This is a genomic window from Thermogemmatispora onikobensis (assembly GCF_001748285.1).
GTDB classification, from domain to species: domain Bacteria; phylum Chloroflexota; class Ktedonobacteria; order Ktedonobacterales; family Ktedonobacteraceae; genus Thermogemmatispora; species Thermogemmatispora onikobensis.
In genome coordinates, this window is sequence record NZ_BDGT01000041.1 from 1 (window position 1) to 26,321 (window position 26,321).

Sequence of the window (26,321 nt, forward strand, 5' to 3'; positions counted from 1 at the left end):
TGCCAACCCTGGGGCGCCATCCTGCCGCTCCTGAGCGCGCGGGGCATTCGTCTGGAGGAGGCGGAGGCCCCCGAGCGTGTCGCTGATGCCCCGGCTGGCCTTTCTTGCGCCGCCCTGGCCATCGCCGAGACCGGCTCGGTCTTTCTGGCCGATAATGCCCTGGCGGCGCGCATCGTGGGGATGCTGACACTGACCCACTTCGTCCTCGTCTCCGCCGGGCAGCTGGTTCCCCTCCTCGACGAGGCGGCCACGCTGCTTCAGACCTTCACTCGCCCGGGTCCCCAGCAGCAACACTATATCTCGTTGGTCACTGGCCCCAGCCGGACCGCCGATATCGAGCGTACGTTGACGATCGGCGTGCAGGGGCCGCGTGCGCTCTGCGTGATTGTGGTCGCCAGCCCCGCGCCCGGTGATCGTTCTCTTTCTACTCAGGAGGCAAAGGACAAGTCCGATGAGCCATAAAGAGCAGTCTGCACATCTCCAGCTTCTCGCCACTCAGAGGAGCACTACGGAACCTGCCTCGGCAGTCCACGATGCTCATGCTCTGCCCCCGTTCGCGGAGCGCCTGCAGCGTGGCCTGGAGGATGAGCATATGCATCGCGCTCTGGAACGCTTTGCCCCGAGCTGGCGCCAGTCGCGTCAGGCGCTCTTTGAGGTGGCGGAGGCAGAGTACGGTTCCGACTACAGCTTTGCCAACCTGCGCCAGCGCCTGCGCTCCGCCAAGGACGAGGCCATCGCCCATCAGGAGGAGCTGGTGGCCCGCTTCAAGGAGCGGGCAACAGCCGCCGGCGCCGTGGTCTACGAGGCCCGCAGCGCCGAGGATGCCAACCGCTATATTTACGAACTGTGCCGCCGCAAGGGCATCACCCTGGTCGTTAAGTCAAAGACGATGGTCAGCGAGGAGATCGAGCTGAATCACTATCTGGAGGAGCGCGGCATCAAGGCTGTCGAGACCGACCTGGGTGAGTGGGTGGCCCAGCTCGACCATGAACGCCCCTCGCATATGGTGATGCCCATCATTCACAAGACCCGCCAACAGGTGGGTGAGGTCCTCAGTCGCGCTACCGGACGCGAGATCTCGCGCGAGAATGTGGCCGAGCAGGTAGCAGTCATTCGCCGCGAGCATCGCCAGGCGTTCTTGACCGCTGGCATGGGCATCAGCGGCGCCAATGCCCTTATCGCCGAGAGCGGCACAGTGATGCTCAATACCAACGAGGGCAACGGGCGCATGGTCACCTCGCTCCCACCAGTGCATGTGGTGCTGGCCGGCTACGATAAGCTCCTGCCGACTTTCGCCGACGCCATTACGCAGATTCGCTTGCTGGCCCGTAGCGCCACGGGCCAGCCCATGACTAGCTATACGACCTTTATTACGGGACCAGACAGGCCCGGCAAAGAGGTCCATATCGTCCTGTTGGACAACGGACGCAGCGCCATGCGCGCCGACCCGCGCTTCAGCGAGGCCCTGCACTGCATTCGCTGTGCGGCCTGCGCCAACATCTGCCCGCCCTATCAGCAGGTGGGCGGCCATGCCTTCGGCTATATCTACAGCGGCGCCATCGGGCTGGTGGTGACGCCCTTCCATCATGGCCTGGAGGCCGCCAGCGGCCCGCAGAGCCTTTGCGTGAGCTGCAACGCCTGTGAGACTGTCTGTCCTGTGGAAATCCCTCTGCCATCCCTCATTTTAGACGTGCGCAGCCGCGTGGTGGCCAGCGAGGGTCTGCCCTGGCTCAAACGCCTCATCTTCGGAACCCTGGCCCGTCCACGCCTCTTCGGCCTCCTTACGCGCCTGGCCGCCCTCGGCCAGTGGCCGGCTACCCTGGGTACGCCTTACGTGCGCTACCGCTATCTGCGCCTCTTTGAGCGCCTGCCTGGCGTGCGCCCGCTGGCACGGCTGACGCGCTGGCGCAGTCTGCCCGCCTTTGCGCTCCGCCCCCTGCGCGACCGCGTTGGGTCTCGCGCCAATCTGGCAGCAGCCGGCCAACAGTGGCACCGCCCCGAGGAGATGACGGTCTGCTACTTCGCCGGCTGTATGACCGATCGCCTCTATCCTGAGATGGGCGAGGCCGTCATCCAGATCCTGGAGCGCTGCGGTCTGCGCGTGGTCTTCCCACGCGCTCAGCACTGCTGCGGCCTGCCAGCCCTCAACTCGGGCGATCGCCAGCACGGCCTGGCAATGGCCAGGCAGACTGTGCGCATGCTGGAGCACGCCCTCGACGAGAGTGGGGCTGACTATATCGTCTGCGCCTCAACCAGCTGCGTTGTGACCCTCATCCAGGATTACTTGCGCCTCTTTGAGGACCTCCAGCTCCAGAGCTGGCTCAACCGCACCCGCGCACTGGCCGGGCGCATCATGGATTTCACCAGCTTCCTGCTGCGGGTGCTGGTGGCCCAGCAGCGACTGCCAGCCCTGCGCCGTCCCGCCCCTGGAACGGCCCCCGTTGTGACCTACCACGATTCTTGCCAGTCGTGCAACTGCCTGGGCCTGCGCACAGAGGCCCGGCAGATTATTCGCGATGTGCTCGGCCTGGAGCTGCGTGAGATGACGGACTCCGACGTCTGCTGCGGCTTCGGCGGCTCGACTTCGATCGAGCATCCAGAGATCGCCGAGCGCCTGCTCTCAAACAAGCTGAGACACGCCGAAGAGACTGGAGCCACGCTGCTGGTCTCCGACAATCCAGGCTGCCTGATGCATCTGCGGGGCGGGGTTGACGCCAATGGCCGCCCCCTGCGCGTGCTGCACCTGGCCCAACTGGTGGCTGAGTACCTCCCCTAGCCGCTTCTGCCAGGATGAAAAAGAGCACCCAGGCCGTTCTCCTGGTGAGCAAGGGCTTGCCGGCGGGAACGGCCTTGCTGGTCTTGGGCCGCGCGCGCAATTGCATTACAACGACCTGCAGAGTATACTGTTAATGCAGTGAAGCGAGAGCGGGCATACTTCTTCTCAAGCCCGCTCTCTCCTCTCAGAAGCAGTCACTATTTTTTAGCGAAATTGGAACGCAACGCCTGGCCAGACCGGCGTTGTGGGAAAGGCGGTCAGCCGTGAGCTGCATCTTCTGTGAGATGATCAGTGGGAAAATGGAGGCCAACTTTGTCTACCAGAGCGATGAGGTAGTGGCCTTTTTGAGTGAAGAGCAGCCAAATCCCTACAAAGTGGTGGTCGCTCCGCGCAAGCATGTTGAGACCATCTACGACCTGGACGACCAGCTTGCCGCTCGCATCTTTCAGGCCACCGTGCACGTGGCTCGCGCCATCCGTCGTGCCAGCAACTGCCCCGGCTTGAGCCTGGTTCAGGCGAATGGCCAGGTTGCTCAGCAGCGCGTGCGCCATTTCCACCTTCACCTGCTCCCTCGCTTCCCTCACGATATGGCCCTGGGGCGCGTCTTCCTGCGCTGGGAGGGCTGCCCGGCTGAGCGCAGCGAGCTGGAGCGGCTGGCGGCAGATCTCCATGCCCAGCTCTCTCAGCAGGGTCATCCCTGCTAAGTTTCACTGAGCCAGGAAGGAGGCCGCGCTCCTGAGCACCGTTCTACCCTGCCCGGTCTCCATTCCGCTGGAGCTGGGCAGGCCCCATCAAAGCCTGGTCTGCCCCTCAGTTTTCCCTCTCGTCAGACAGCTGCCATTTTCTCTCTCCTTGCTGTCTCTTCCACATAATAGATCGTGGTTTGCCAGCAAATGGCCAGTGCCGTAAATAACCCGATCAGTTGTTCCTCTGTTGGCGCAATGTTCCTCATCCTTTTCGAAAAAATGCGCCACTTAAATTTATCTATGATATACTATGTTCATCCCTACTCTCTACCCTGGCCTGCCACGCGCAAGCTGAAGCCTGTCACGGTCAATCTCCTGACCGGCCTTAGCCTTGTCGGCTCGTCGACAGGCGAGCGAGCATGTGGGCTGGCAAGATTCGGAAGAGAACTAGCAAGCCAGGATGGCAGGGACAAGCGATGAGAACGGTTGTCACGAAGCGTCTAACGCCCAGCTACCTTCGGCAGCTCTACCGCGAAAGCAGCCTGGAAGCGGGAGCAGCAGCCCTCACTGTTCTCTTGAGCCTCCTCTGGATGGCGCTGCGCCTGGGAGGCAGCCAGGTTACCGCCCTTTTCGCCGATGCCATGTACAGCTTCTGCGCCCTGGGCGCCGCTGCCCAGGCCGCCCTTACCGTCTGGCGTAGCCGCTATGGTCCTTTGCGCCTGACCGTTCGCTACCAGCTTGCCTGGTCGCTCGTCAGTATCGCCCTGCTGCTCGACGCCCTGGGTGGCCTGCTCTACTTCTATCGTGATTGGACAGGACAGGCCAACACTGTGCCATCAGTGGCCGATGTTGCATTCCTGCTCAATTATCTGCTCGTGGCCAGCAGTCAGCTTTTCATCTTGAGCGGCTTCAAGCTGAGGCGCGCTATTCTCTTGATTCTGCTGGATTCCTTGATTACGACCCTCTGCCTGCTGGGTATCATCTGGTTCTTTCTGGTTGGTCCCTCCTACACGATGCTGCGCCACAGTGGCATCGACTTAGCTACGCTGACGATCAGCCTTAGCTATCCCTTCCTCGACCTGCTGCTCGTGCTCACTGGAGCGATGCTGCTGACACTGACTCAAGTGGAGCGGCCCCTGCGCCCTTCGCGGCTGCTCCTGACTGTCGGCGCCGGCTCCTTACTGTGGGCCGATAGCTGGTACTGCTATCTAGTGCTGCACCAGGCTTACGTCTCTGGGACGCCTTACGTCGATACCGGCTGGCTCATCTTCTTTGCGTTGCTGGGCCTGAACGCCTCCTGGCAATATACCATGCTCGCCCAGCACGCCTACCACCACCAGGCCCCAGTCTGGGATCTCAGCCAGGCCCGGGGAGCGGCCAGGCACGCCAGAGCCGAAGAGGAATCTCCGGCGAACGACTACCCTGCTGACCATGTGCTGCTCTTCCAGAGTCTGTTGATCTACCTGCCGTTCACGATCGAGATTGTCCTGACGCTCTATTCCAGTCTCATCCATGATGGCGTTCGGGCCGCCTTCCTCGATACGTTGACGGCAGCGGTGGCCATCTGCCTTTTTCTACGCTATCTGCTGACCGATCGCCAGAACAGTGCGCTATTGCGCGAGCGCGAGGGGCGACGGCAGGAGGCTGAGCGCCTGCGCTTGCTGACAGCCCAGCTCAACGAGATTCTGGAGCTGAATCCCTTGCTGGAGCGCACCGTGAGCCTGGCCCCCGCAGCCCTGGGCTGTGAGGCGGCGCTGCTTCTCATTCAGGAGCAGGCTCCCTTTCCTGAGATGCCAGCGAGTGTGAAGGTCTATGTGGCCGCTCGACCTGCCGGGCAGGTGATTCTCTGGCGCTTTGAAGGACAGCGCCTCGATGTCTGTACGCTTCTCCAGCCAGGCGAGCTGGAAGTAGGCTGGCCCGTCATAACACCCGAGCACCTGCCCGAGGAGCTGCTGGCCTGGTATACTCACATGGGTATTCGCCAGAGCCTGGTGATGCCCCTGCTCTACCAAGAGAAACACCTGGCGAATTTGATCTTCTGCAGCCGCTCCGATCACTCGTTCTCACGAACGCAGAAGACAACGGCGCGCGCTTTCGCCGAACAGGCCGCTACCGCGCTCGAACATGCCTTTCTGTATCAGGAGGCCCGCGAGCAGGAGGCTTTCGCCCAGGCGCTGGCTAATATTGCAACCCGCCTCAATTCGGCCATTGTCGAGCCAACGGAGATTCATCAGATTATCTGCCGTGAGGGCGCCAACGCTCTCGATGCCGACTATGTCTTGCTCTATACTCCCGACCAGCACGGCTGCCTGCTCCCCCAGGCCATTGCGGCCAGCGCCGGCGAGCCATCAAGCGAGCTGAGCGAGTGGCCGGTGATCTACGAACACGAGTACGAGGCCCAGGCCCTGGCCTCGCCCCAGCCTATGCTGATGCCGCTGACCCACTTCTACCAGCTTGATCCACCGCAGCCGCCTGTCTCGCTGGCGCTCCAGGCCCGGGCCGCTGCCGTGGGGGCAACGGCCTGGCCACCACACCCACCACGGCGGCAACGCATGCATCGCGCCCTCTCGTTGCGCGAGATGCTCGCCAGACGCTACGTGCCAACGGCGATCCTGGCCCCTCTTTTCTCACGCAACGTCGCTGTCGGCCTGCTGGTCCTGGCCCGCTCTCTGCGTCCAGGCACCCAGGAACGCCAGCCCCTGGGCCTTCCTGATCTGCCGCGGGCTCAGGGCTTCGCCGAGCAGGCAGCCGTCGCCTATACCAATGCCACACTCTACCAGCAGCTCCGCACCACTCACCAGCAGCTGCAGGAACTAGACCAGCTCAAGGACCAGTTCATGATCACAGCTTCCCATGAGCTGCGTACCCCCTTGACTGCCGTTCAGGGCTATCTGGAGCTGCTGGCCCAGTATGATGAGGTCCTCTCTCCTGAGCAGCGCCACGAGTTCTTGCATAAGACGCGCCTGGCCTGCGATGAGCTGGTGCTCTTGCTCAATAACGTCATGGATGCCAGCCGTCTAGAGGTCGATGCCGGCATTCGCCCGGCCCATATCGAAACAGTGGCCGTTGAGGATATCGTGCAGAGCGTCGTCGATATGATGGAGCCGCAGCTTACCCAGGAGGAGCGGATCGTCTATCTGGATATTCCTCCCGATCTGGCAGTACAGGCCGACCCGGTACGTTTGCGCCAGATCTTGCGCAACCTGGCTATGAATGCGATCAAATATTCGCCACCTGGGACGCCAATCACCTTCCGCGCTCGCGCCTCGCTGGATAGCGCTTCGCTACGACCCTGCGCCTTGATTAGTGTCAGCGACCGCGGCAAGGGTATCCGTCCTGAAGATCAGCCGAAATTGTTCCAGCGCTTTGTACGCCTGGAGAGCGACGTCAATAGCCCGGTTCGTGGCTCTGGTCTTGGTCTCTACATCTCGCGCCGCCTGGTAGAGGCGATGAGGGGGAAAATCTGGGTGGAGAGCAGCGGCGTGCCCGGGGAGGGAGCAACTTTCACTATCGAGCTACCCCTGATGGGTAACGGCCTTAGCCAGCCAGCTCAGCATCTGGAGTAGCCGCCAGGCCACATCATCGCCAGGATCACAGTAGCACTACCGCCGGGTGCCCCCCTCTCTCTCCTACGGATGGGCTATAGCACCCGTCTCGCTTGTAGGGCGTCGAGGGAGAGGGGAACGAGAGAGCAGGCTCCTCTTCAGGCGCGCTGAGGGAGGCATGGGCAGGGAGCAGAGAAGGGCACAACAAGCTCTCCCCAGGCCCTTCCCTCTTTTCTTTTCTGAGATCATCCAATCCGCCAGGTTGACCGCTCTGCCCCACTCACTTTGCCCCACTCACTCGCCCGCACCAGCCTCGCGCACTCGCTTACTTTTTCTGCTCTTCCCTGGCAGCAGTTGCTTCTGCCTGCTTCTTCACCAGAGGCGGCACATGCTGCTCGCAGAAGCGGAAGGTCCGCCCACCGGAGAGTAGCTGAGCATAGGCTGCCGGCTCGCCGCAGGTATCGCAGCGGCCCACATGTGTTTTCACTGCTTTCATGATAAAAAAAGAGAACCTCCTTACCGCGGTCTATAGGCAGGTACCGGCACCACTCGCCGCGCACTCTGAGCGTGAGCGAGGAGGGCCAACATGTACCGATCTTCGAGAGGATTGCCATCCTATATGATACCACACCAGCGCGGCCTCCGCCTCTCCCCTCTCTCAGGGCAGAAAGCTCAGCCAGAATCTTGTCTTATGTAAGAGCGCCCCAATCTTCTCTAGCCGGGCCTCTCGGCGAGCAGTTTCCTGGTGAGGAGCAGAGAGCGACAATGCGAGCAGCTTGCGCAACAGCACACAGTAAAAAGCGGGAGAACGTGCCTGGAGAAGGATCTTCCGGGCAAGCGGGCGGCAAGTGAGAGGAAAGTGAGCATGAAGTGGGAGGGAGTAAACTAAAGATAGTGGTGTCGGGTCACCAGTGGTGATCGTCTGGGTGCCAGCGTGCTCGTTGAGCCGGGCGCCTTCAGGCCAGCATGCCCGTGTGTTCCGAACCGGAGGCCGTTGAGCCGCGCCGCGCCGCGGCGCCCGGGGAGCCCAGGACAGGCTCCGGTGGTGTTCTGCTGCGTGCCACAGCAGAAAGCCCGTCGAGCCTGACCCTGCGCGAGGCTGCAGCGCAGAGTTCCGGCCCTGGCTCGTTGAGTCGGGCGCAGCCCTGCAGGCCAAGCCGACTGGCTCCGAGCCGTGAGACGATCACCACACCACTCTTAGCTACCGCCCCTGGTCAGCTGTGCTATATATCTGCCTCTTCTGGCCGGGCTGAACTTGCCCCGCTCCGTGCTGAATCGCTGCGATGCTCAGCCTTCGCGATGAGTGTCGGCTCACTCCTCTACTGCTTTTGCTTTTTTCCCTGCAGCCCCTGTAGCTCTCTCTCATGCGTTCCCAACCTGGCCCGCTCCTCAAGGGTCAGGGCAGGGGGTAGCATCGGCCTCGATAGCCATCTCTTCTGACGTCGAGGCGGTGGGCGTCGGCGTTGGGGCCAGCGTCGGCTCCTCCCCCGGTTCGCGCACACTGATCTCCAGGCGGCCATCGACTGCTGTCACATGCACGACGCCTGGCTTAGGAATATTGCCCATCAAAATGCGCAAACTGAGCGGTACGGTCAGCAAGCGCTCGATGGCCCGACGCAGCGGACGCGCTCCCTGGGTACGGCTAAAGCCCTCTTTACAGAGCAGATCGATGGCGCTCTCATCGGCCTGTAACGTCAATCCCTGCTCCAGCAGGCGCGAGGCCAGCTCGTTCATCTGCAGGCGCGTAATCGCCCGCGCATGCTCCTGCGTCAAGGGGTGGAAGATGACCACCTCGTCGATGCGGCTCAGAAACTCCGGACGGAAGGTCTGGCGCAGGCGCTCCATTAGCTGCTCGCGCTGCATCTCCTCCAGAGAGGTCTTACTGGCGGCGCGGAAGCCGCTTGGGAGCGAGCGCCCCAGCATATCGGTGCCGACGTTGGAGGTCATAATCCAGATAGCATGCTGGGCGTCGACCGTGTGTCCCTGAGCGTCAGTCAGGCGTCCGGCGTCGAAGACCTGCAGGAAGAGATCAAAGACCTCGGGATGAGCCTTCTCCAGTTCGTCCAGGAGGACAACGCAGTGCGGACGGCGGCGCAGCTTGCCAGTGAGCTGCCCCTCCTGATCGTAGCCGATGTAGCCTGGTGGGGCGCCGACCATGCGTGAGACGGCATGCTTCTCCATGTACTCCGACATATCCACACGGATCAGATATTCATCGGAGCCAAAGACCTCGGCAGCCAAAGCCCGCGCCAGCTCGGTCTTACCAACACCCGTCGGTCCCAGGAAGAGGAAAACCCCTGCGGGACGATTGCGCGGCTTCAAGCCGGCCCGCGCCACTTGAATCGCCTGGGTCACGCGCCGAATGGCCTCGTCCTGACCGATCACGCGGGCTTTCAGCCGGCTCTCCAGATTGAGCAGGCGATCGCGCTCCTCGCGGCCCGGCGCATTCACCGGGATACCGGTGCGCGCCGAGATCACTTCGGCCACCGTGGCCGCCGTGATCACCGGCTCCTCGCCCAGCTCATCGCGGTTGTCCTGCTCGATCGATTCATCCTCCACCCAGAAGACCCGCGCCTGCGAGCAAGCCTCGTCCAGGACACTGCAGGCCTTGTCGGGCAGGCGCAAGTTGGGCAGATACTGGACCGAGAGATGGACGGCGGCCTGGAGGGCCTCCTCGGTGATGCTGACATGGTGATGCTGCTCGTAGAGTTCACGCATCCCCCGCAGGACCTGCAGCGCCTCCTCCGGAGACGGCTCTTCGATCATGATTGGACGCAGGCGACGCTCCATCGCTGCATCCTTCTCGATCATGCGGTACTCTTGCGGGGTGGTGGCCCCAATACAACGCAGACGGCCCCCGGCCAGGGCCGGCTTGAGGATGCCGGCGGCGTCGATGCTGCCATCGGCGGCGCGTCCGGTGCCGATCAGCAGATGCATTTCATCAATAAAGAGGATGATGTTGCCGCTGTTCTCCGCCTCCTCCAGCACCTTGAGCAGCCGCTCCTCAAATTCGCCGCGGTACTTGGTGCCGGCTACCAGTGAGCTGGCGGACAGCTCGATGAGGCGCTTGCCGCGCAGCTCCGGTGGCACCCGGCCCTCGACGATGCGCTGGGCCAGGCCCCCGACAATGGTCGTCTTCCCCACGCCCGAGTCGCCAATCAGGATCGGGTTGTTGCGATCCTTGAGCATCATGGTCTGCATCAGCAGGCGCAGCTCTTTCTCGCGTCCAATGAGCGGAGGCAGCTGCTTCAGGCTGGCCTGGCGCGTCAGATCGCGGCCCAGGCGCTCCAGGAGCGAGTTGCCGGCCCGTGGCGCTGGTTCGGCCAGGCTGAAGCCCGCTGGCATCTCCACCGCCGGCGGCTGATGCGGCTCCGCAGAAGGAGCCAGCTCTAGCAGGGCATGGGCCTCGCTCGCCATGATCAACTCAATCAGTTGCTCGGGATTGATGCCGATCTGAGTCAGCAGGTTGTGAGTCACGCCATCACCCTCGCTGAGCACAGCGCGCGCAATGGCGCGTTCGTCGATCATGGTGGCACCGGCACTGATGGCATTGCGCTCGGCAGTCAGCAGGATCTCTTTACAGCGCCGCGTTGGCAGGATCGGCGTGTCGCTGGTGGCCTTGCCGCTGCCCAGGGCGCTACGAATGACATCGCGCACCTGCTTGGGCGAGAAATTGAGGCTCCGCAGGGCATCCTGGGTACAGCCTCCATCAAGCTTGGTCAGAGCGATGAAGAGATGGGGCGTCCCCAGATAGTCCTTGCGCATGCGCCGCGCTTCCGCCAGGGCGATGCTGAGCACCTCCTCGAGGAAGCGCCGGTCAAGGGCGTGTGACGAAGATGGCAGCGAGGGGATCAGTGGCTCTTCCTCCTCTTCAAAGATATCGACGTAGTCGGCGGGATTGCGCTCGGGCAGACCAAAGCTCAAACGCAACAGCGGGTCACCGTAGAGCTGGAAGGAAATCCAGGCTGCTTGCTCAGGCCGACGCTGGGCCAGCACGGCACGACTGCGCCTGACCGCCTCGCCAATCGCTACCCCATCACTCAACTCCTGATAGAGGAGCACGGCAAACTCTCGAATGCGCGCGGTCGGCAGAGGCCAGCGCAGGACGACGACCGCCCCCGCCCCGGCTTCGATCAGGCGCCGGGCCAGGCGCTGCAGTAGCTCCTCACGCTCTGGCTGGCTGGCTGGCCCCACTCCCACGCCCGGCGCAGGCAGCCCACTCCCCCCACGCCCTCCCGAGCGCTCGCCTTCGTAGTGACTGATAAAAACCAGGGGACGCCGCGGCAAGAGCTGAAAGAGCTGGGCCGCCGCTTCGCCGTCGAGCCGCGAGCTGCCTGCCAGAGCCAGCATCGGCTCGCCCGCTACCAGTAACGGCCCCACACCAGCATAGTGAATGACCTGCGGCGGCTCGCTGCTGATACGCATGCGCATGTCAAGCTGGTTGGCTTGCTGACGATAGAGGATCGTGCGCCCGATCGCTTCGGGCAGGGCAGTGCACAACGCGGCTACCTCCTCTTCCGCCACGCTGCGCTCACCCGTCGGATTGACAAGGAAGAGGATGGAGAGACCCGCCTGGTCGCGCCTCCCCATTTTGCGCTGCACCCGCTCCGTTAGCGGCGCCAGCCGCTCTGGCCGCGCCTCGCCCACCAGGCGGCTCACGCTCAGCCGCTGACAGAGAAAGGAGCTTGGGCGCATGCTCCCATCAAAGCAAAGCTCCCAGGGGATCTCGGGGGTGTTGGTGTCAAGCACGAGGGGGAGATCAAGATGCCGCAGCGCCTCCTGCAACGGCAATGGCAGCAACTGCTCAAAGAGAAAGCGCCCCAGAGCCTGTACCGAATCGTTGACCGCGCCCAGCTTCATTGTCTGGCGCTTGCTCTCGGCCAGAGCCTGCGTCTGCATGTATTGAGTCACGGCCTGCAAACTGCGCCTGAGCCGCTCTTTCAGCTCAGGGGTGATCTCCGTGACGTAGTCGCGCCCTTCCTTGCTACCTTCCCTGGCAGAATACTCAGGCAGGTCAAGCCGGAAACGATAGACGCTTTCAGTGCGTATGATACTCAAGAGCGCCGGCAATTCCATGAGTTCTTCTCTTCTACTATCTTCCCAGATTAGCTAGCCCTGAGAATACAACCTACTGCAAGAGCAGTATATCCCAAGCATGAGCCGCTGGCAACAGGAGCTTTCTTCGTCTTCTCGCCACTCCAATACAGGCTCTCTGCCCTGTCTGTAGAACGAGCATACTACATACTGCATGATTGGTCAAGTTTTTCAGCACTTTAGAGACGTTACGGTGATCAAGGCTTACTCACCGGCAGGGGCGCCTCAGTCGTGGAGAGGAAGCGCCTGCTGTGCCGGTCGCCGGTGAGCAAGCCTGGAGTTGAAGTAAAGTGGGCAGCGGCTATACGCCGAGGCGTGGGTAGCAGCTGCTCTGGGTATCTGCCGCTTGCCCGTGGCCCTGGCTGCCGCCAGCTGACAGGCTGCGCGGTGTGACGAGCAGGTCGCTGGTCAAGAGAGTATCGACGTGGGTCCCGGCCAGCTTGAGCTGGCTGCAAGGATCAGGCGGCAGAATGGTGACATCCAGCTCCGGGTAGGTGCCCGCCTGACGCTGGACCAGCAGGGAATAGTGTCCCTTATTGAGAGGAGGCACATACCAGGAGAGGGTGACGGTCATGGTGCAGTTCTTGGGCACCACGACCCAGCCACCAAACATGGCCCGCCCCGGCACGTCGCTGACGGTGTTGGTCGGTGGCCCCACCTTGTCCAGCGGGTGCCAGTCGCCCGGGTTCTCGTCGCTCAGGGTCGGCGAGGCTGCCCCCGGCTGATATTGCCCCGCTGGACACATCAGCTCGTCGTGCGGATAGACGACGGTCGCGTTGCAGGCCGGCAGTGGCCCCCCGCAGAGAGGAATGCCGCTGTCGAAGCCGTCGCCGTTCAAGAATTTGCTGTTGGGCGGGACGTAGATGCGTACGTAGTCGCGATAGGTGTCGTAGCCATACACTGGCCCGGTATCGGTGTAGGCCAGGCGGAGCTGGAGATAGTGGGTGGCTCCGCCATTGGCGTCCAGCGTTACAACATCGTGAATGAGGGTCCGCACATACTGCGAGGCTTTGGTGGCGTTCAGGTTGGCCTGCACAATAGAGAGGCCATCGTGACTGGTCGAGCGGTCCATCTGCGCTCCGTAGCCGTACTGGATGAGCAGCTGCTCGACGTGCGGATCGGTGACATAGATTTCGATGTCTCTGGTCGTGAGGTCGTAGAGGGCCTCATGGGCAATGGCCAGGATCTCATCAGGAGGGGCATGACGTACATGGTCGAGCAGGGTCTGAGCCAGGCGCGAGGTGAAGAGCTTGCGCGCCTGACCGGAATCGTCGACATGCTGGACGATTTGCTGCTTGCGCACCCCCTCGCTGTCGAGCTGGTAGAAGTGGAGGCGATCTTCGAGGTTGAGAGCAGTGATGGTCTCGTTGTAGCCCGGCACGGTGATCGGGCCAATGATCTGCAAGACGTGCTCGATGAAGAAGGGGGTCAGGGCAATGACTCCGTCGACGTGCCGCCCTACCTCACGCTGATAGGTCTCAATGGCCAGCTGCCCTGTGGTGGGGAAGTCCGCCGAGAGATTGGAGTCGCGTAGCCCCCAGTTGGCAAAGGGCCACCAGGAGCGATACGGCTCGGGGGCTAGCTGACCCAGGGTCGGACTGCCAGAGGTGTATTCGACGAAGGAGATGTCTTTGAGCGAGAAGGGCGCAATGCGGCCCGCGTTGATGGTCAGCTCACCATACTGGCCGGTGAAGCCGCCGGATGGCCGTAGCTCAGAGCGATCCATTGTCTGCACCAGATAGGTGCGCGGCTTGTCTACTCCCAATAACCAGCCAGCGGCGTCGAGCAGCTGGCGCGCCTGGCCGAGGCTCTGCTGGAGGATGGGTAGCATTTGCAGGAGCTGCTGCACCTGCTGCCGTTGACTGCTGCTGAGGGGCAGGGCCTCCAGCGAGAGGCCCTGACTCTGGGTCCCGATGTCTCGCAATGAGGGCATGATGTCGTCTATGGTTCGTCCAAGGAGAGTGAGCATGTCCTGGGTCACCAGTGGTTTGCTCGAATCGCTGAGGAGCGGCCCCTGAAAGTGCGGGGCCAGGCTCCTGACCGCTGGGATGAGCTTGAGGCCAATGACGCTGACGTCTACGCCGATCTGAGCCGCAGCTCGGGCCGAGCTGACCTGCAGCTGATAGTGCGGAAAGAGCGAAATAACAGTGTGGATGAGGGCAGAGTGGTCAATGGTGTCGCGTGCTCTGGTAAAGGATTGCTGGGCCTGCTGCAGCTCTTGGGCAGCCTGGTTCAGTTTGCTGGCCTCGAAGAGACTGGATGGATGGGATTTAGCCCCGTTGAAGATGGTCTTGAGGGCCAGCAGGTGCTCAACGCCCGCGGAGGCCTCTCCACGAAGGGTGCTATAGGTCAGATAGGCTTGCAGTCCTACGGCCAGCCCACTGACAATGGGCAGAGCGATACCGAGCAAAAGGATCACAAGGAGCACAAGGGCCTTGAGGCGTTGCTTCCCTGTCCCATAGTGCGCCTGCTTCCAGAGGCGTCCTGGCCACTGGGGAGGGCGCAGACCACGGGCGGAACGGCGCCGTCTCCCCATCGCTTCGTGAACCACCCTTCCCTCTTGTGGTGGCTGATCCTGGGGAACTGGCTCCTGTGCTCCCAGCTGGGTGGCCTGCCGCCCTTCCTGCAGTGTAGCTATGTCTGGAGTCGCCAGAGGGAGCGTTTCGGCCTCGGCCAGTGGAGAGGCCGCCGGGGTCACCGCCGCGGGAGCGCTGGCCAACGGCAGGGTCTCGGCTTCGCTGAGGGCGGCCTGGCGCCTTTCCTCTCTACGCTCGACGGCTCTGCTCTCAGGCGCTGCTGACTCTGGCCCTGGCTTGTCAGTACTGTCTGGGAGCGCTCCGGGAAAGGCAACCGGGGCCGGCCCGGCCCGCAGCAGGGAGGACCAGGCTGCAGCCGCTCGCTCGATGGCAGCCCGCGCCTCATCGCTGGCACGCTGCTCCACGGCCCTGGCCTCCGCCATACTCTGCATTTTGATCGTGTCTTCGTCCGCCAGACTGCTCACCTCTGTCGCTGGCCGCGCCCCTTCTCCTTCCTCCGTCCCCGGGGAGGCAAGAGGGCCACTCAGGACAGGCTTCTCCTGCGGATTGAGCTGATCCGCTGTTTCCTCGCGCTTTGGATGATCGCTATTGATAAGCATATCAGACATGGATTACCTCAGAAGAACCCTGGGGAGCTTGATCTCAATATATACGAGTCTATTATCAGATACTGGTGATAGGCTTTTTGGACAGCGTGGTCAGAAGGATCAGAGAGCTTCCTCTCTCCCTGAGTATAACGTATGGCGCACAGGCGGTGTTGCTTTTTCCATCAGGGGTCCTGTTCTGCCGGGAACCAGTCACCCAAAGCGGCGGGTCAACCCTGGCGCTCGCCATTGAGTCTACGTGTGCTCAGATCCAGGCGCCGCGTTGGTCTGCCGCGGGCGCGGGCGGCGGGCGGATAGTAAGGGGTGGCAGCAGTGATGATGTCACCGATGCGCGCGAGGACCTGCAAGTAGCGCGTCCCAGAGCGATGGTAATGGGCGAAGAGCATCAGCAAATGATGGATGAGAATATCTGCTTCATCGGTATGACGCTCCAGGGTGATCTGTCCACCGATGGCTCCCTCGCCCTCGTGCAGCATGGCCTCCTCGCCTTGTTCGTCTAAGAGCAGATGGCGCGTATCTCGGCGGGGACGAGCCGGCCAGAGGAGCAGGGCCACTACCCGCCCTTTGAGGCGCTGCTCGCGCAGACGTCCGGCCAGATAGCCGCCCAGTTTGTGGATCGCCGCACAGGTTTCGTCGGCATCGGCGGCGTGCTGGAAGCGAATGCGCGCATTCTGGCTCAGTGGCGGCGCATCGGGGATCACCAGGCTGTAGTCTTCACCCCGAGCCAGCTGGTGAAGCCAGCGCCCCAGACGGCCCAGGCGCCGTTCCAGTCCTTCGGGAGAGAGGGGGGCCACCTGCGCAAAGGTCGTGATGCCGAAGTCGCGCAGGTGAGCAACCAGCTCGGCCAGCGCTTCAAGATCAAGGCGCTCGCCCCGGCCTTCCAACTCGGAGCTGCCCGCACGTAGGCCCGTTCCTTCGCTCTCGCCCTCGCGCCCACCCAGGGGACCAGGCTCGCTGCCATGCAGCTGGAGCAGCAGCGAGAGGGGCAGCGATTGCACAAAGGAGGCCTCACGACCCGGTGGAATATAGAGGATGCCCTGACGCCCGTCTTTGCGACTCATAAGCGCGGCCAGCTCGGCAATGGTTTTGCCGTTGGCGATGCCGATGAGGGCCGTCAGGCCAAGGGCGGCAATCTCGCTGCTGAGCTGCTGCGCCAGGAGAATTGGCGAGGTGACGGGCTGAGGGCTGCCGCTCAGGTCGATAAAGGCATCGGCCAGAGGGACAGACTCAACGATGTGCGAACAGGCTCGATAGCGCTCGCGTAAGCGCTGCAAAACCGGCTGGTAGCGTTCGTAGGAGGCCGGCAGGAAGAGCGTGCGCGGGGCCAGACGATAGGCCCGACGCAAGGGCATGCCAGGGACAATGCCCAGGCGCACCGCGGCAGGGGAGGCGTCGATGACGCGGCCCGGCTCGTTCGGGCGCCCTGTGCCGGTGCCTACGACGAAAGGCAGGCCGCGCAGCGAGGGATTGGCCATTTCCTCCAGCGTACAATAGAAGTGCCGAATGCGGACATGCATGATCCCTTGACGCAGGCGGGCCTGCTCCGAGACTGCCCCTTTCTCTGTCGACGAGGCCGCCCCCAGTGGCCCACGCGCCGGGCGCTGCGCTGCCGCGTCACCAAGGATTGACGGATTCAACGTCCCTGACTGATCGTGCTCCATAGTAGCCTTCTGCTCAAACTAACCTCTCCCAGTTTAGATTATACGCTACAAATGGGTTGTTGCCAGCCCGTCTCTCCAGCCGGGCTGATCTGCCCTGGCTTCTTGACGGGCCTTAGCTCCGGGAAGCTCTTCTGTGGGACCGGGTTCCTCACCTCGCAGCATGCGGCTGGTGCCCTGCGAAAGCTGTCCCCTCACCCCGTTCAGCTCCGCCAGAAAATATGGTAAGCTGTTCGTGAGGCGGATGCGCCTGCACCAGGCAGCTTCCCTGTCTCCTGCCCTAGCGGCAGCGAGCGCTGGCAGCTTGACAGATGCGGTAGATTGCGCACGCTCAGATTGGAGGGTAAGACACGATGTCTATGCTTCAGAACGAGACCTTCAGCAAAGTGGGCAAAGGGGCAAGAGAAACCTTGGGCGGCTTCAAAGCCTTTATTCTGCGCGGCAATGTGGTTGATCTGGCCGTTGGTATCGTCATCGGCGCCGCTTTCACTAACCTGGTCAACGCCATCGTCAGCGGCCTGATTACCCCCTTGATCGGCCTCTTCGGCGGCTTCGATTTTTCAGGTCTGAACGCCGGTCGTTTTGCTTTCGGGACCGTCATCAACAGCGCGGTCAGCTTCCTTATTGTGGCGGCAGTGCTCTATTTCTTGATCGTTTTACCAGTCAGCAAGCTGATGGCTCGCCACAAGAAGGGTGTGCCGGAGGAGAGCGCCACCCGCGAGTGTCCCTATTGCTTGAGCAGCATCCCGGTGGGGGCCCGTCGCTGCGCTTACTGCACCTCAGAGCTGGGCCACAGTGAGCCTTCTTCAGCCTCGGTGGCTGGCTCCTGACACACGCTCTTTCCTGCTCGCCAGCTCAGCCAGTGAACATGAGCAAGCAAGCAGGGAACTGAGCCGAATCTCTTTCTGCCCTGCTTGAGAAGGGAGTATTTTCTGCCTCCTTCCTCGCCTGGCAGGAGATTCGTGCTATACTAATCTACGGAATCCGAGGGCAATGCTAAGCGTGTGATCAGGCAAACGCCAGGTCAGAGGAGGGCCAAAGCTGGGACAGAAGCGCCTGTCTGGGTCAGGCCAACCCAGTGGCGGCCTGGCCGCGAGCAGAGCGGGTTACTCTCTCTGCTGGCCCGCGAAGGGAACGGCGCAGTAGACCGGCGTGGCCTGGTCACTTCTGTGCTAGGCCAGTTGTGGATTCGCTAGGCCCGCAAGCCCTGGAGAGGCGGCCTGACTTAGTTCTTTGTTGAGGAAGGAAACGGAGCGCTTAGGATGTCATCGTCATCTGCGTCGGGGCCACTACGGCTGGAAGACTGGATTAGAGATATTCCCGATTTCCCTCAGAAGGGCGTGCTCTTTCGCGATATTACCCCCCTTCTGCAAAATCCCGAGGCTTTCCGCGCCGCCATCGATCGCCTGGCAGCCCATTACTCCGGTGCGGGCATTCAGACCGTCGTTGGCGTCGAATCCCGAGGCTTTATTTTCGCCGCCCCCCTGGCCTACTTGCTCGGCTGCGGCTTCGTTCCAGTGCGTAAGTTCGGCAAGCTGCCAGCGAAGACGGTCAGCGTGGAGTACGCTCTGGAGTACGGGACCAATATTGTCGAGATGCATACCGACGCCATTAAGCCAGGCGAGCGGGTGCTGATCGTCGATGACCTGCTGGCCACCGGCGGGACCGTCTCAGCGGCAATGGAGCTGGTCGAGAAGCTGGGCGGCCATATCGCCGGCATAGCTTTTCTGGTCGAGCTGACCTATCTGAAGGGCCGTGAGCGCCTCAAGGGCTACGATGTCTTTGCCCTGATCAAGTATTAGGGAGAGAGGGGAACGAGCCAGCCGGGCCGGGCCGGGCCGGAGCGGAGAGGAGCACCCAGGACTGTGAGATGCGGAGCCAGGGACCCCTGCCTACGCTCTTCTTCTCTCCGCTCACCCTGCTTCAAGGTCACCGGACGAGTGGAGTGGGGAGCCCGGGCGCTTCCCAGCCGCCTCCGCTCCCACTCCTGGAGGATCGCTGTGCCTCTTCCCTACGCGCCTTGCCTTGCGTCTCTCAGCCCACTCCCCCGCGTCCTCTCCTGCCTGGCTCTCTGAGCAGGCGCAACTGCTAACGACTACGCTCGCCGCGCTCTTCGCTATCAGATGGAGCGTCTCCCGCCAGCGATGAGTTCAACGAGGAGCAAGAGCAGGGAGGCCCCAAGAAAAGCGACCAGCGTCGTCCCCAGAAAGTGAAAGGTCTCGTTGATGCCTAGCAGGCTCATCAAAAAGCCGCCGATGACAGCCCCTACCAACCCAACACAGATGTCGAGCAGACACCCCATTCCTTGCCCACGTACCAGCTTTGCCGCCAGGAAGCCAGCTATCAGTCCGACCAACAACCAGGCGAGCAGCTCGCCCGGATAGAGGTGAACGTGTCCCAGACCTGGGTGAAAGCTAATTCCATCCATCATGAAAGGCCTTTCTCTCCTTCTGCCAATGTCTTGCGCTGCCGGGTACCGCAGGCCGGCGCAGGCTCACTCACAACCGGCCAGAATGCCCTGCCTGCTCCGCGGGCTGGTGCACTTCACTGGCCCCAGGCAACGGTTGCCACGCCTCTCGCGGATATGATACCCTACGAAGGCATGGCTCTTTCCTTTGCTTTTCTTCTCCATTCCGCTCTACGTATGAGAACGACAGGAGTCGCAGACGATGTCTTCCAGGCCCGATCTCTCTCAGGATACCGCTCACTCTGCCGATAGCATGGGAGATGGGCCAGCAGACAACCCGCAGGGGAACCAGAGCGGCAGGCCGCAGCTCTTGACCTGGTTGCAGCTTCCCCGCGATGTCTATCTACTGCTGTTCTACACCCTCGGCAAGGGCTTTCAGCTGACCATTGGGACGCTCGATATCAATTACTATGCCCATAGTCTGGGCTACCAACCGGACTTTATTGGACTGCTGAGCGCCATGCCAGCTCTCGGCTCACTGGTCAGTGCGGTCCCTAGCGGGATGTTGGCCGATCGGCTGGGCTATAAGCCTGTCCTCCTGGCTTCGGCTTTGTTGACACCCCTCTTTCTGGCGCTGATCGGCCTGACTTCCGCGGCCCCTCTCCTGCTGCTGGCCGCTTTTCTCCAGGGAGTGGTCTCAACCGCTTTTTGGGTGACGAACATTCCTTTGCTGATCGAGAAGACCAGCGAGGAGCGGCGCGTGGGAGTGCTGGCCCTCAATAGCTTTCTGCTCCTGGGCGTTGGCTCCCTGGGCAATCTGCTCGGCGGCGCTATTCCCGAGCTGGCAGCCAGCCTGCTGCAGGTGAGCGCAAACAGTGTTCTGGCTCTGCGCTGGGGTGTGCTGAGCGCTTCATTGGTGAGCGTGCTCTTCGGCTTGCCTCTCTGGTTGCTACAACCTACGCCGCCGCGAGCCTCTCGCCGCACCACAGCCCCGGCAACCGGTGCCCCGGCCCCACCACCTTCCAACAAGTCTGCCCCTGCAGAGCAGAGGGAGCGCTTCCCTCTGGCGGTCTTTGCCCAGCTCCTGGTGCCCGACCTGATCTTCAATATGGGCGAGGGGGCTGTCGTTGCCCTGATCCAGCTCTTCTTTGTGCTGCGCTTCTCTTTGCTGCCAGGACCACTCGGGCTGATTTTTACGATCTCTGGCCTGGCCGGCGGCCTCTTTTCGCTGACGGCCCCGCTCTTCGTGCATCGCTGGAGCAAGATCGGCATTATCACAACAGTGATGTATATCAGCGCCCCGCTAATGCTCTTGATTGGATATTCTCCCATCATGTTGATCGCTGTACTCGGCGAGTACATACGTTCGTTTCTACGCCAATTGATCGAGCCGGTCTATACAGCTTTTGCAATGGAGCAAGTCTCTGCACGCTATCGCGGCACGCTGAGCGGCTTCTATTCGGTAACCTGGAGTATTGGCTATAGCCTGGGGCCAACTCTGGCCGGTTGGTTACAGACCTCCGTCAATCTCTCCGCCGCCTTTCTCTTTGCGGCTATTTGTCTGGTGATCGCTGCCAGTCTGCTCCTGGCGGCCTTTGGACGGCGGTCTGCGCGCCTGAGCTAAGGCAAGGGCCAGCCGGGCAGGCAAGGAGCTACAGAAATTCGCCGCCGCTCTCGGGACCCGGGACAGGCTGGCGCACCGCTCGGAGGCGGTCGGCCAGAGAGAGTTTCTTCCTGTTGCTCTGCGGCCAACGGTGACAGGAACACCAATTTTAGGGTATCATTAGGAAAGGTTCATCGAGGGAAAGGAGCCTGTAACAGGCAGATGCCTTTCTCTTCTCTTGCTGCTCGCAAGAGCAGTACTTTCTCGTTCCTCTGGCTCGGGTAGAGGACGGGAGAGAGAACGGAGTCATTTAGGGCACGAAGGTTCTACCATTGGCATCCATCGAGGCCGTTGCCGATCGAGCCGGGATAGCGTTCGTTGGATCAGGAGCCATTTTGTCATGAAACCAGGTCAGGCCGCTTCTTCTCCTCCTGCAGAGGCTGCTCACGAGCGAGAGCACTGGGCGGTGGGGACAGAGGCGAGGAGGGGGGCCAGCGTCAATGGCTTCCGTCCAACGCTGGCGAACACACCCACGGTCTCCAGGTCTGCTGCCCCTGCCACACCACTGCCAGTTCGCTCCTCCAGGCTCGCACTGGTACCCGCAGAAGGCTGGTGGCCATTGGGGCTGGTGGCCATTGCGCTCTTTGCTCTGGTGCTGGCGGTTCTCTCGGCCAATTGGGTGGCCGGAACCTGGATTCTGCTCTGGAGCGCCCCTTTGGGCCTGCTGGCCGGCTTCCTGGTGGCCAAGAGCCGCTCATTGCCTCAGCCGCTGCTGCATCTTGCAGCTTTTTTCTTCGGCTACTGGCTGGCTTTTGCCCTCACGGCGGGCGCCGCCCTGCATACTTCCTGGACCATGCTGCTCAACGACCTCCAGGCAGTGCTGAGCAGCGGCAGCGGGCCTGGCCTGGCAGTGGTTTCCAGTGAGCATATTTTTCTGCTGTACCTCTGCTTCCTCAGCTTCTTTTTAGGTTACCTGGGAAGCTGGCTGACCTATCGCGCACGTCTGCCCTGGTTGGTAGCCTTGACCTATTGCTCGATTATGCTGGTCAATCTCCAGTATAGCCGCCAGGCTTCTCCCCTGCTGTTGCCAGTCATGCTCGGCGCGCTCTTGCTTCTGATCAGTCGCCTGCATCTGGCGACGCTGCTCGACGACTGGCATAGCCTGGGCCTCACCGCCGATCGTTCCTGGCTGCGCTCCTTGTTGAGACGTAATCTGGCGCTGACCTCCCTGTTCATGCTTGTGTCCCTGCTGCCTGCGCTGCTTCTCCCTCCGCTCATGCAACCAGGCTGGGGAAGCCACTTGTGGCAAAATGTCGACGCTCTGGTTGGCAAGCTCCTTCATCAGCGCCTGATTGGCTCAGGGCCATCCCCCCAGGTGCCCTCGCTAGATGCCACTGTTTTCTTCGGCGATCGCCTGACGGTCAGCGGCTCGGTCTCTTTGCCAGTGGGGAGTGTGCTGGAATATAGTGGCAGCGCTGCCCCGGCCTATCTGGAGGCGGTGACCTATAACCAGTTCGATGGGCACAGCTGGACGTCGAGCACGCAGACCTCGGCCACTCGCTTCGCTGCGGGTCAACCGCTACCGGCTGATACGGCTTCCGGCCACTACCGGCAGGTCAGTGCGCAGATCCACCTGCTCCAGGTTCCTCAGAGCAAGCATCACTATCTGTTCGCCCCGCCGCAGCCGGCTCGCTTCAGCGTCCCAGTCGTGATCTACGGCAAAGGTCTGGTGAGCGCCTGGGCTCAGCAGGCGCCCCTCTATCCCGATGAGCGCTACACGGTGCTGGTGCGCGTGCCGCAGATCGATGCAGCGGCCCTGGCGCGCGTTCCTTTGCTCTCGGCAGATCCGGGCTACTGGCAGAGCGATCCGGCCCTGTCTGTTCTGGAACGCGACTATCTGCAGCTGCCAGCCAGCCTGCCCCACAAGCTGATGCAGACGGCCCTGGAGTGGACGCGAGGGACAAGCAATGCCTTTGAGGCGATGCAACAGCTGGAGAGCCACCTGAGCGATCCACGCCAGTTTAGCTATTCGATCAATAATCCGCCGATCCCCGCGCATACCGATGTGGTGAGCTGGCTGCTCCAGACACATACAGGCTATTGCACCTACTATGCCAGCGCGATGGTGGTGCTGGCACGCTTGCTGGGCATGCCAGCACGCATCGTGGTGGGCTTTAGCCAGGGCCATTTCGATGCCGGGCGCCAGGTCTGGGTGGTGAATGGCAGCGACGCCCACAGCTGGGTCCAGGTCTACTTTGCAGGCCAGGGCTGGATCGACTTCGATCCGACGCCCGGCTTCGCTCTCGGTCCGGCCTTCTCGGGAACCCCAACCCCTTCGTCGTCGCCTTCTGCATCCAACGGCACCCCTACTACAGCGGGCAGCCAGCCCAATCAGAAAGGTTCCGTCACGCCTCCAGCAGGCGATCACCGCGCCGAGGCTCCCCGCGGCCCTTTCCAGCAGGTTCTGTCTTTCCCCTGGCTGCTACTGACGCTGCTGGCTTCCACGGGCCTGGGCCTGCTGCTCCTGCTGCTCACTGGCATACGTAGCAGGAGACGTCGGCTCGCCGCTCAGCTGAGCCCGGTGGCTCGACTCTTCTGGCGCCTGTGCCGCCTGGCGAGCCTGGCCGGCTTCCGACCACGCTCCTGGCAGACACCGTACGAGTATAGCGCCCGCCTGAGCCGCGCTATGCCGGAAGCCGCCCTCCCGCTGCGTCGATTGACCGAGCTATTCGTACGCGAGCGCTGGGCCCCTCCCTACGAGCCAGTGAGCGCCTCCGACAGGTCCGACGAGCTGGAACGCCTGTGGCCGCCTCTGCGCCGCGCTCTCTTGCGTCTCTGGCTGCGTCGCTTGGGCTGAGGTCGCCACCTCCTCTCTCTCTTCTTTGATTAAGAGAGATAAATTTACCGTCTTATGTTACCAAAGATCGAATAAAACGTTCTCCCAAATAGAAAGTGCGCTGAAAGCAGTAGTAACGAGAACGGTGGTTGAGGAAGTGGAAGTGGAGAGGAGATCTGAGCGAGGCAGAAACCAGGTTGACGTCTCTGAGGATGAGGAACAGGCGCCGCCTGTGCCAATTGTGGAAGGAACCTGTGGCTGGGGCCGACTCTTTCAGCTCTACCCCGATCATCTGCGGGTGCACGGCGCGGTCTACGAGCTGCGTCACCTGACCGAGATTCGCCCGGTCTATCGCTCTCTGCTGGGTTTGCCCTCGGCTCGCCTGGAGTTGACCTTTGGTCAGCAACGCGTGATTCTGCGCGGGATTGCGGCAGTGGAGGATGTGCGCAAGATGGTGGATTATCTGCAGCGCACCTGCCCGCGGGCGCGCTTGCTGGCAGCCCCTGGCCATGAACCAGGTCCGACCGAGAGCGCAGGCGCGGGCGTGGGCGCGAATGTTGATCCGGCTGCAGCAGAGACGACTATCCCCCTGGCCGCCAGGGAAACGCCGACTGCCCTCATGCGGGCACTGGCCCCGACAGGCTGGCAGATGGCTCGCCGCGAGTTGTTGCAGCGCCGCCGGGCCCGCCTCCAGGAGGAGCGCGAGCGGCGCCAGGAGGCCACGCTCTCCCGGCAACCCGGACGGCGCTTCCCACTCAAGGACCCGCTACCGCCTGTCCAGGTTCCCATTCGCCTGGCCTACGGAGAGCGCGCTTACTATTGCTGCCAGGCCACCCTCTGCAATGAGCAGCTCCGTCCTTTTGCCCCCCCAGAAGAGGCTGTACGTGACCACGGCCTGCTGATTCTCACCGATCGCCGCCTGATCTATCTGGGGCGCCGCTGTCAGGTTCTGCTTGGCTACGACCATTTGCTGCAGGTGAGCCGTCAGCGGAACGGGGTGGCTTTCCTGGCCGATCACTGGCGGCGCCGCGAGCTGTTTACAATGCGCCGCCCCCTGGAATGCGTGCTGTGCCTGGAGAAGCTGCTATGGCGCTTTCAGCAGGAGCGCCAGCTCTCGACGTTGATGAGCGTTGAGTTAGAAGAGCAGGATGAGGAAGAGGCCAATCCCCATCATGAGGCCCGCCAGCCAGAGCAGCGCACCGGCAGCGAGCCGGTGACGCGCTAGAGTGGCCAGGTAGAGGCAGAGAAGAGGAGAGGAGCGAGCATCAGCATGCTGGATACGGTGATGGCCCTGTGGAACCGCGGCTGTGCTTTGCGCTTCCTGCTGCTCACGCTGTTAGCGCTAGCAATCCTGCTAAGCTTTGGTCTGCCGATCTGGCTGGGTAATCAGCAAAGTCGGTCGCTCCCCTCCCAATCTCCAGCAGAGGGAGCACTGGCAGCTCAGACGCAGGGGCACATTGGCGAAAGCACCATGACGGTGCCCCTCCCACCCAGCATGACGCCGCCGGTCCAGATTGGTTCCACCCAGCCAGAAAGCAAGCTGAATATTCCGCCGTTTCCTCCCTGCAGCAGTCCCCTAACCATGCCGCAGCCGGGACCAACGGCCCTGCCTGTGGTCACGCCTACGGTCCACCCTCAACCACATCCTACGCCACGGCCTCGACCATCTCCATCGCCTTCGCCCCAACCACAGCCCTCGCCGATACCGGCGCCTTCTCCTTCACCAACGCCAGCCCCAACGCCGACCCCCGCACCCTCTCCTACGCCCACACCAACGCCGATACCCGCGCCTTCTCCTTCACCCACACCGCCTTCACCCACACCGACACCGACGCCTGCGCCTTCTCCCTCTCCTTCACCGCCCGCCCCCACAGCCACGCCTTCAGCTGCACCGACTCCATCACCAGACCCTGAGCCGACAGAAGCCCCTTTTCTGCCCACCACTCCCTCTGCCCACTCCACACTCACTCTCACCACGCGCCAAAAGCCCGCGCCGCTCGGGCACGAGCGCGGAGCAGCGGGTCAGCAAGCCAGCAGAACCGCCGCCCGAGCAATGATCACACCAGGATCCAGATAATTGTCCAAAAAAACGCGGGATGAATGGTAGTACCATTCATCCCACAACGATAGACTTTCTTGCTCACCGGGTTAGGCTGGCGGAGGAGGTGGGATTCGAACCCACGGGGGCTGTTAACCCCACACGATTTCCAGTCGTGCTCACTAGGCCACTATGAGACTCCTCCGTGGAGAACCGCCCCCCATGTCACTCACCTGCCGACGCAGCCTCCTCTTGCTCCCAACAGCGGCGTCAACAGGTAGACCAACATGGGAGTGACCCGCTTCGCCGAAGGGAGCGCCAGCGAGTCACTGCTTCTGGCGGAGAGAGTGGGATTCGAACCCACGAGGGTCTTTCGGACCCTACCGCTTTTCGAGAGCGGCTCAATCAACCACTCTGACATCTCTCCGGCGCATAGTATATCACATTCCCCGGGCGGCTGACAAGGGGGGAGAACACAACTGCAGCGAACCTTGCCAGCAGTGGGGGCATTTGCGCTATGCGCTGTCACTGGCCTC

Annotated in this window: 15 protein-coding genes and 2 tRNA genes; 9 read left to right on the forward strand and 8 right to left on the reverse strand. The window is 62.3% G+C overall.

Features of this window, described 5'->3' with window-relative positions; translation table 11 throughout:
- The 4 genes from BGC09_RS16495 to BGC09_RS16510 all read left to right on the forward strand — a co-directional run.
- On the forward strand, positions 1-462 hold a 462-nt coding region (locus BGC09_RS16495; protein ID WP_069805340.1), incomplete at its 5' end, for a LutC/YkgG family protein.
- Positions 452-2,776 (forward strand): LUD domain-containing protein, encoded by a 2,325-nt coding sequence (locus BGC09_RS16500; protein WP_141727828.1) that lies wholly within the window; start codon positions 452-454, stop codon positions 2,774-2,776. The genes BGC09_RS16495 and BGC09_RS16500, both read left to right, overlap by 11 nt.
- Positions 2,777-3,039: 263 nt before the next feature.
- Complete coding sequence (locus BGC09_RS16505; protein ID WP_084659017.1) at positions 3,040-3,480, forward strand: HIT family protein; 441 nt, start codon at positions 3,040-3,042, stop codon at positions 3,478-3,480.
- A gap of 458 nt (positions 3,481-3,938) precedes the next feature.
- Positions 3,939-7,028, forward strand: a complete 3,090-nt coding sequence (locus tag BGC09_RS16510; RefSeq protein ID WP_069805341.1) for a GAF domain-containing sensor histidine kinase — start codon at positions 3,939-3,941, stop codon at positions 7,026-7,028.
- 304 nt (positions 7,029-7,332) lie between these two features.
- On the opposite strand, the gene BGC09_RS22965 is transcribed toward BGC09_RS16510, so the two are convergent.
- The 4 genes from BGC09_RS22965 to BGC09_RS16525 form a co-directional block, all read right to left on the reverse strand.
- The gene (locus tag BGC09_RS22965) at positions 7,333-7,503 is read right to left on the reverse strand and encodes a hypothetical protein (protein WP_156025447.1); all 171 of its coding nucleotides are present in this window, start codon (positions 7,501-7,503) and stop codon (positions 7,333-7,335) included.
- 893 nt (positions 7,504-8,396) lie between these two features.
- Complete coding sequence (locus BGC09_RS16515; protein ID WP_084659019.1) at positions 8,397-12,083, reverse strand: AAA family ATPase; 3,687 nt, start codon at positions 12,081-12,083, stop codon at positions 8,397-8,399.
- A gap of 319 nt (positions 12,084-12,402) precedes the next feature.
- Positions 12,403-15,246 carry a DUF4012 domain-containing protein gene (locus tag BGC09_RS16520; RefSeq protein ID WP_069805342.1) on the reverse strand — a complete coding sequence of 948 codons (2,844 nt, stop codon included), beginning with the start codon at positions 15,244-15,246 and terminating at the stop codon, positions 12,403-12,405.
- Between the two features lie 206 nt (positions 15,247-15,452).
- Positions 15,453-16,904: a DNA polymerase Y family protein gene (locus tag BGC09_RS16525; RefSeq protein ID WP_069805343.1), complete on the reverse strand. Its 1,452-nt coding sequence runs from the start codon at positions 16,902-16,904 to the stop codon at positions 15,453-15,455.
- A gap of 350 nt (positions 16,905-17,254) precedes the next feature.
- Here BGC09_RS16525 and mscL point away from each other — a divergent pair, with 350 nt between their 5' ends.
- The gene (gene mscL / locus BGC09_RS16530; protein ID WP_218104077.1) at positions 17,255-17,731 is read left to right on the forward strand and encodes a large conductance mechanosensitive channel protein MscL; all 477 of its coding nucleotides are present in this window, start codon (positions 17,255-17,257) and stop codon (positions 17,729-17,731) included.
- Between the two features lie 432 nt (positions 17,732-18,163).
- Positions 18,164-18,703: an adenine phosphoribosyltransferase gene (locus BGC09_RS16535; RefSeq protein ID WP_052890092.1), complete on the forward strand. Its 540-nt coding sequence runs from the start codon at positions 18,164-18,166 to the stop codon at positions 18,701-18,703.
- A 317-nt stretch (positions 18,704-19,020) separates the two neighbouring features.
- Here BGC09_RS16535 and BGC09_RS16545 read toward each other — a convergent pair whose 3' ends face one another.
- A complete protein-coding gene (locus BGC09_RS16545) occupies positions 19,021-19,332 on the reverse strand; it encodes a GlsB/YeaQ/YmgE family stress response membrane protein (RefSeq protein ID WP_218104078.1) in 312 nt (103 codons plus the stop codon).
- Between the two features lie 238 nt (positions 19,333-19,570).
- On the opposite strand from BGC09_RS16545, the gene BGC09_RS16550 reads away from it, so the two are divergent.
- The 3 genes from BGC09_RS16550 to BGC09_RS16560 all read left to right on the forward strand — a co-directional run bounded on the left by BGC09_RS16550 (position 19,571) and on the right by BGC09_RS16560 (position 24,972).
- Entirely contained in the window at positions 19,571-20,932 is a 1,362-nt protein-coding gene (locus BGC09_RS16550; RefSeq protein WP_069805345.1) for an MFS transporter, read from the forward strand.
- Between the two features lie 379 nt (positions 20,933-21,311).
- Entirely contained in the window at positions 21,312-23,768 is a 2,457-nt protein-coding gene (locus BGC09_RS16555) for a DUF4129 domain-containing transglutaminase family protein (RefSeq protein WP_069805346.1), read from the forward strand.
- A gap of 211 nt (positions 23,769-23,979) precedes the next feature.
- Entirely contained in the window at positions 23,980-24,972 is a 993-nt protein-coding gene (locus BGC09_RS16560; RefSeq protein WP_069805347.1) for a hypothetical protein, read from the forward strand.
- Between the two features lie 535 nt (positions 24,973-25,507).
- Here BGC09_RS16560 and BGC09_RS22970 read toward each other — a convergent pair.
- The 3 genes from BGC09_RS22970 to BGC09_RS16575 form a co-directional block, all read right to left on the reverse strand.
- Positions 25,508-25,648, reverse strand: coding sequence for a hypothetical protein (locus tag BGC09_RS22970; protein ID WP_176728955.1), 141 nt, complete (start codon positions 25,646-25,648; stop codon positions 25,508-25,510).
- Positions 25,649-25,901: 253 nt separating this feature from the next.
- Positions 25,902-25,990 (reverse strand) — tRNA-Ser (locus tag BGC09_RS16570).
- 131 nt (positions 25,991-26,121) lie between these two features.
- Positions 26,122-26,212 (reverse strand) — tRNA-Ser (locus tag BGC09_RS16575).
- Positions 26,213-26,321: the final 109 nt, after the last annotated feature.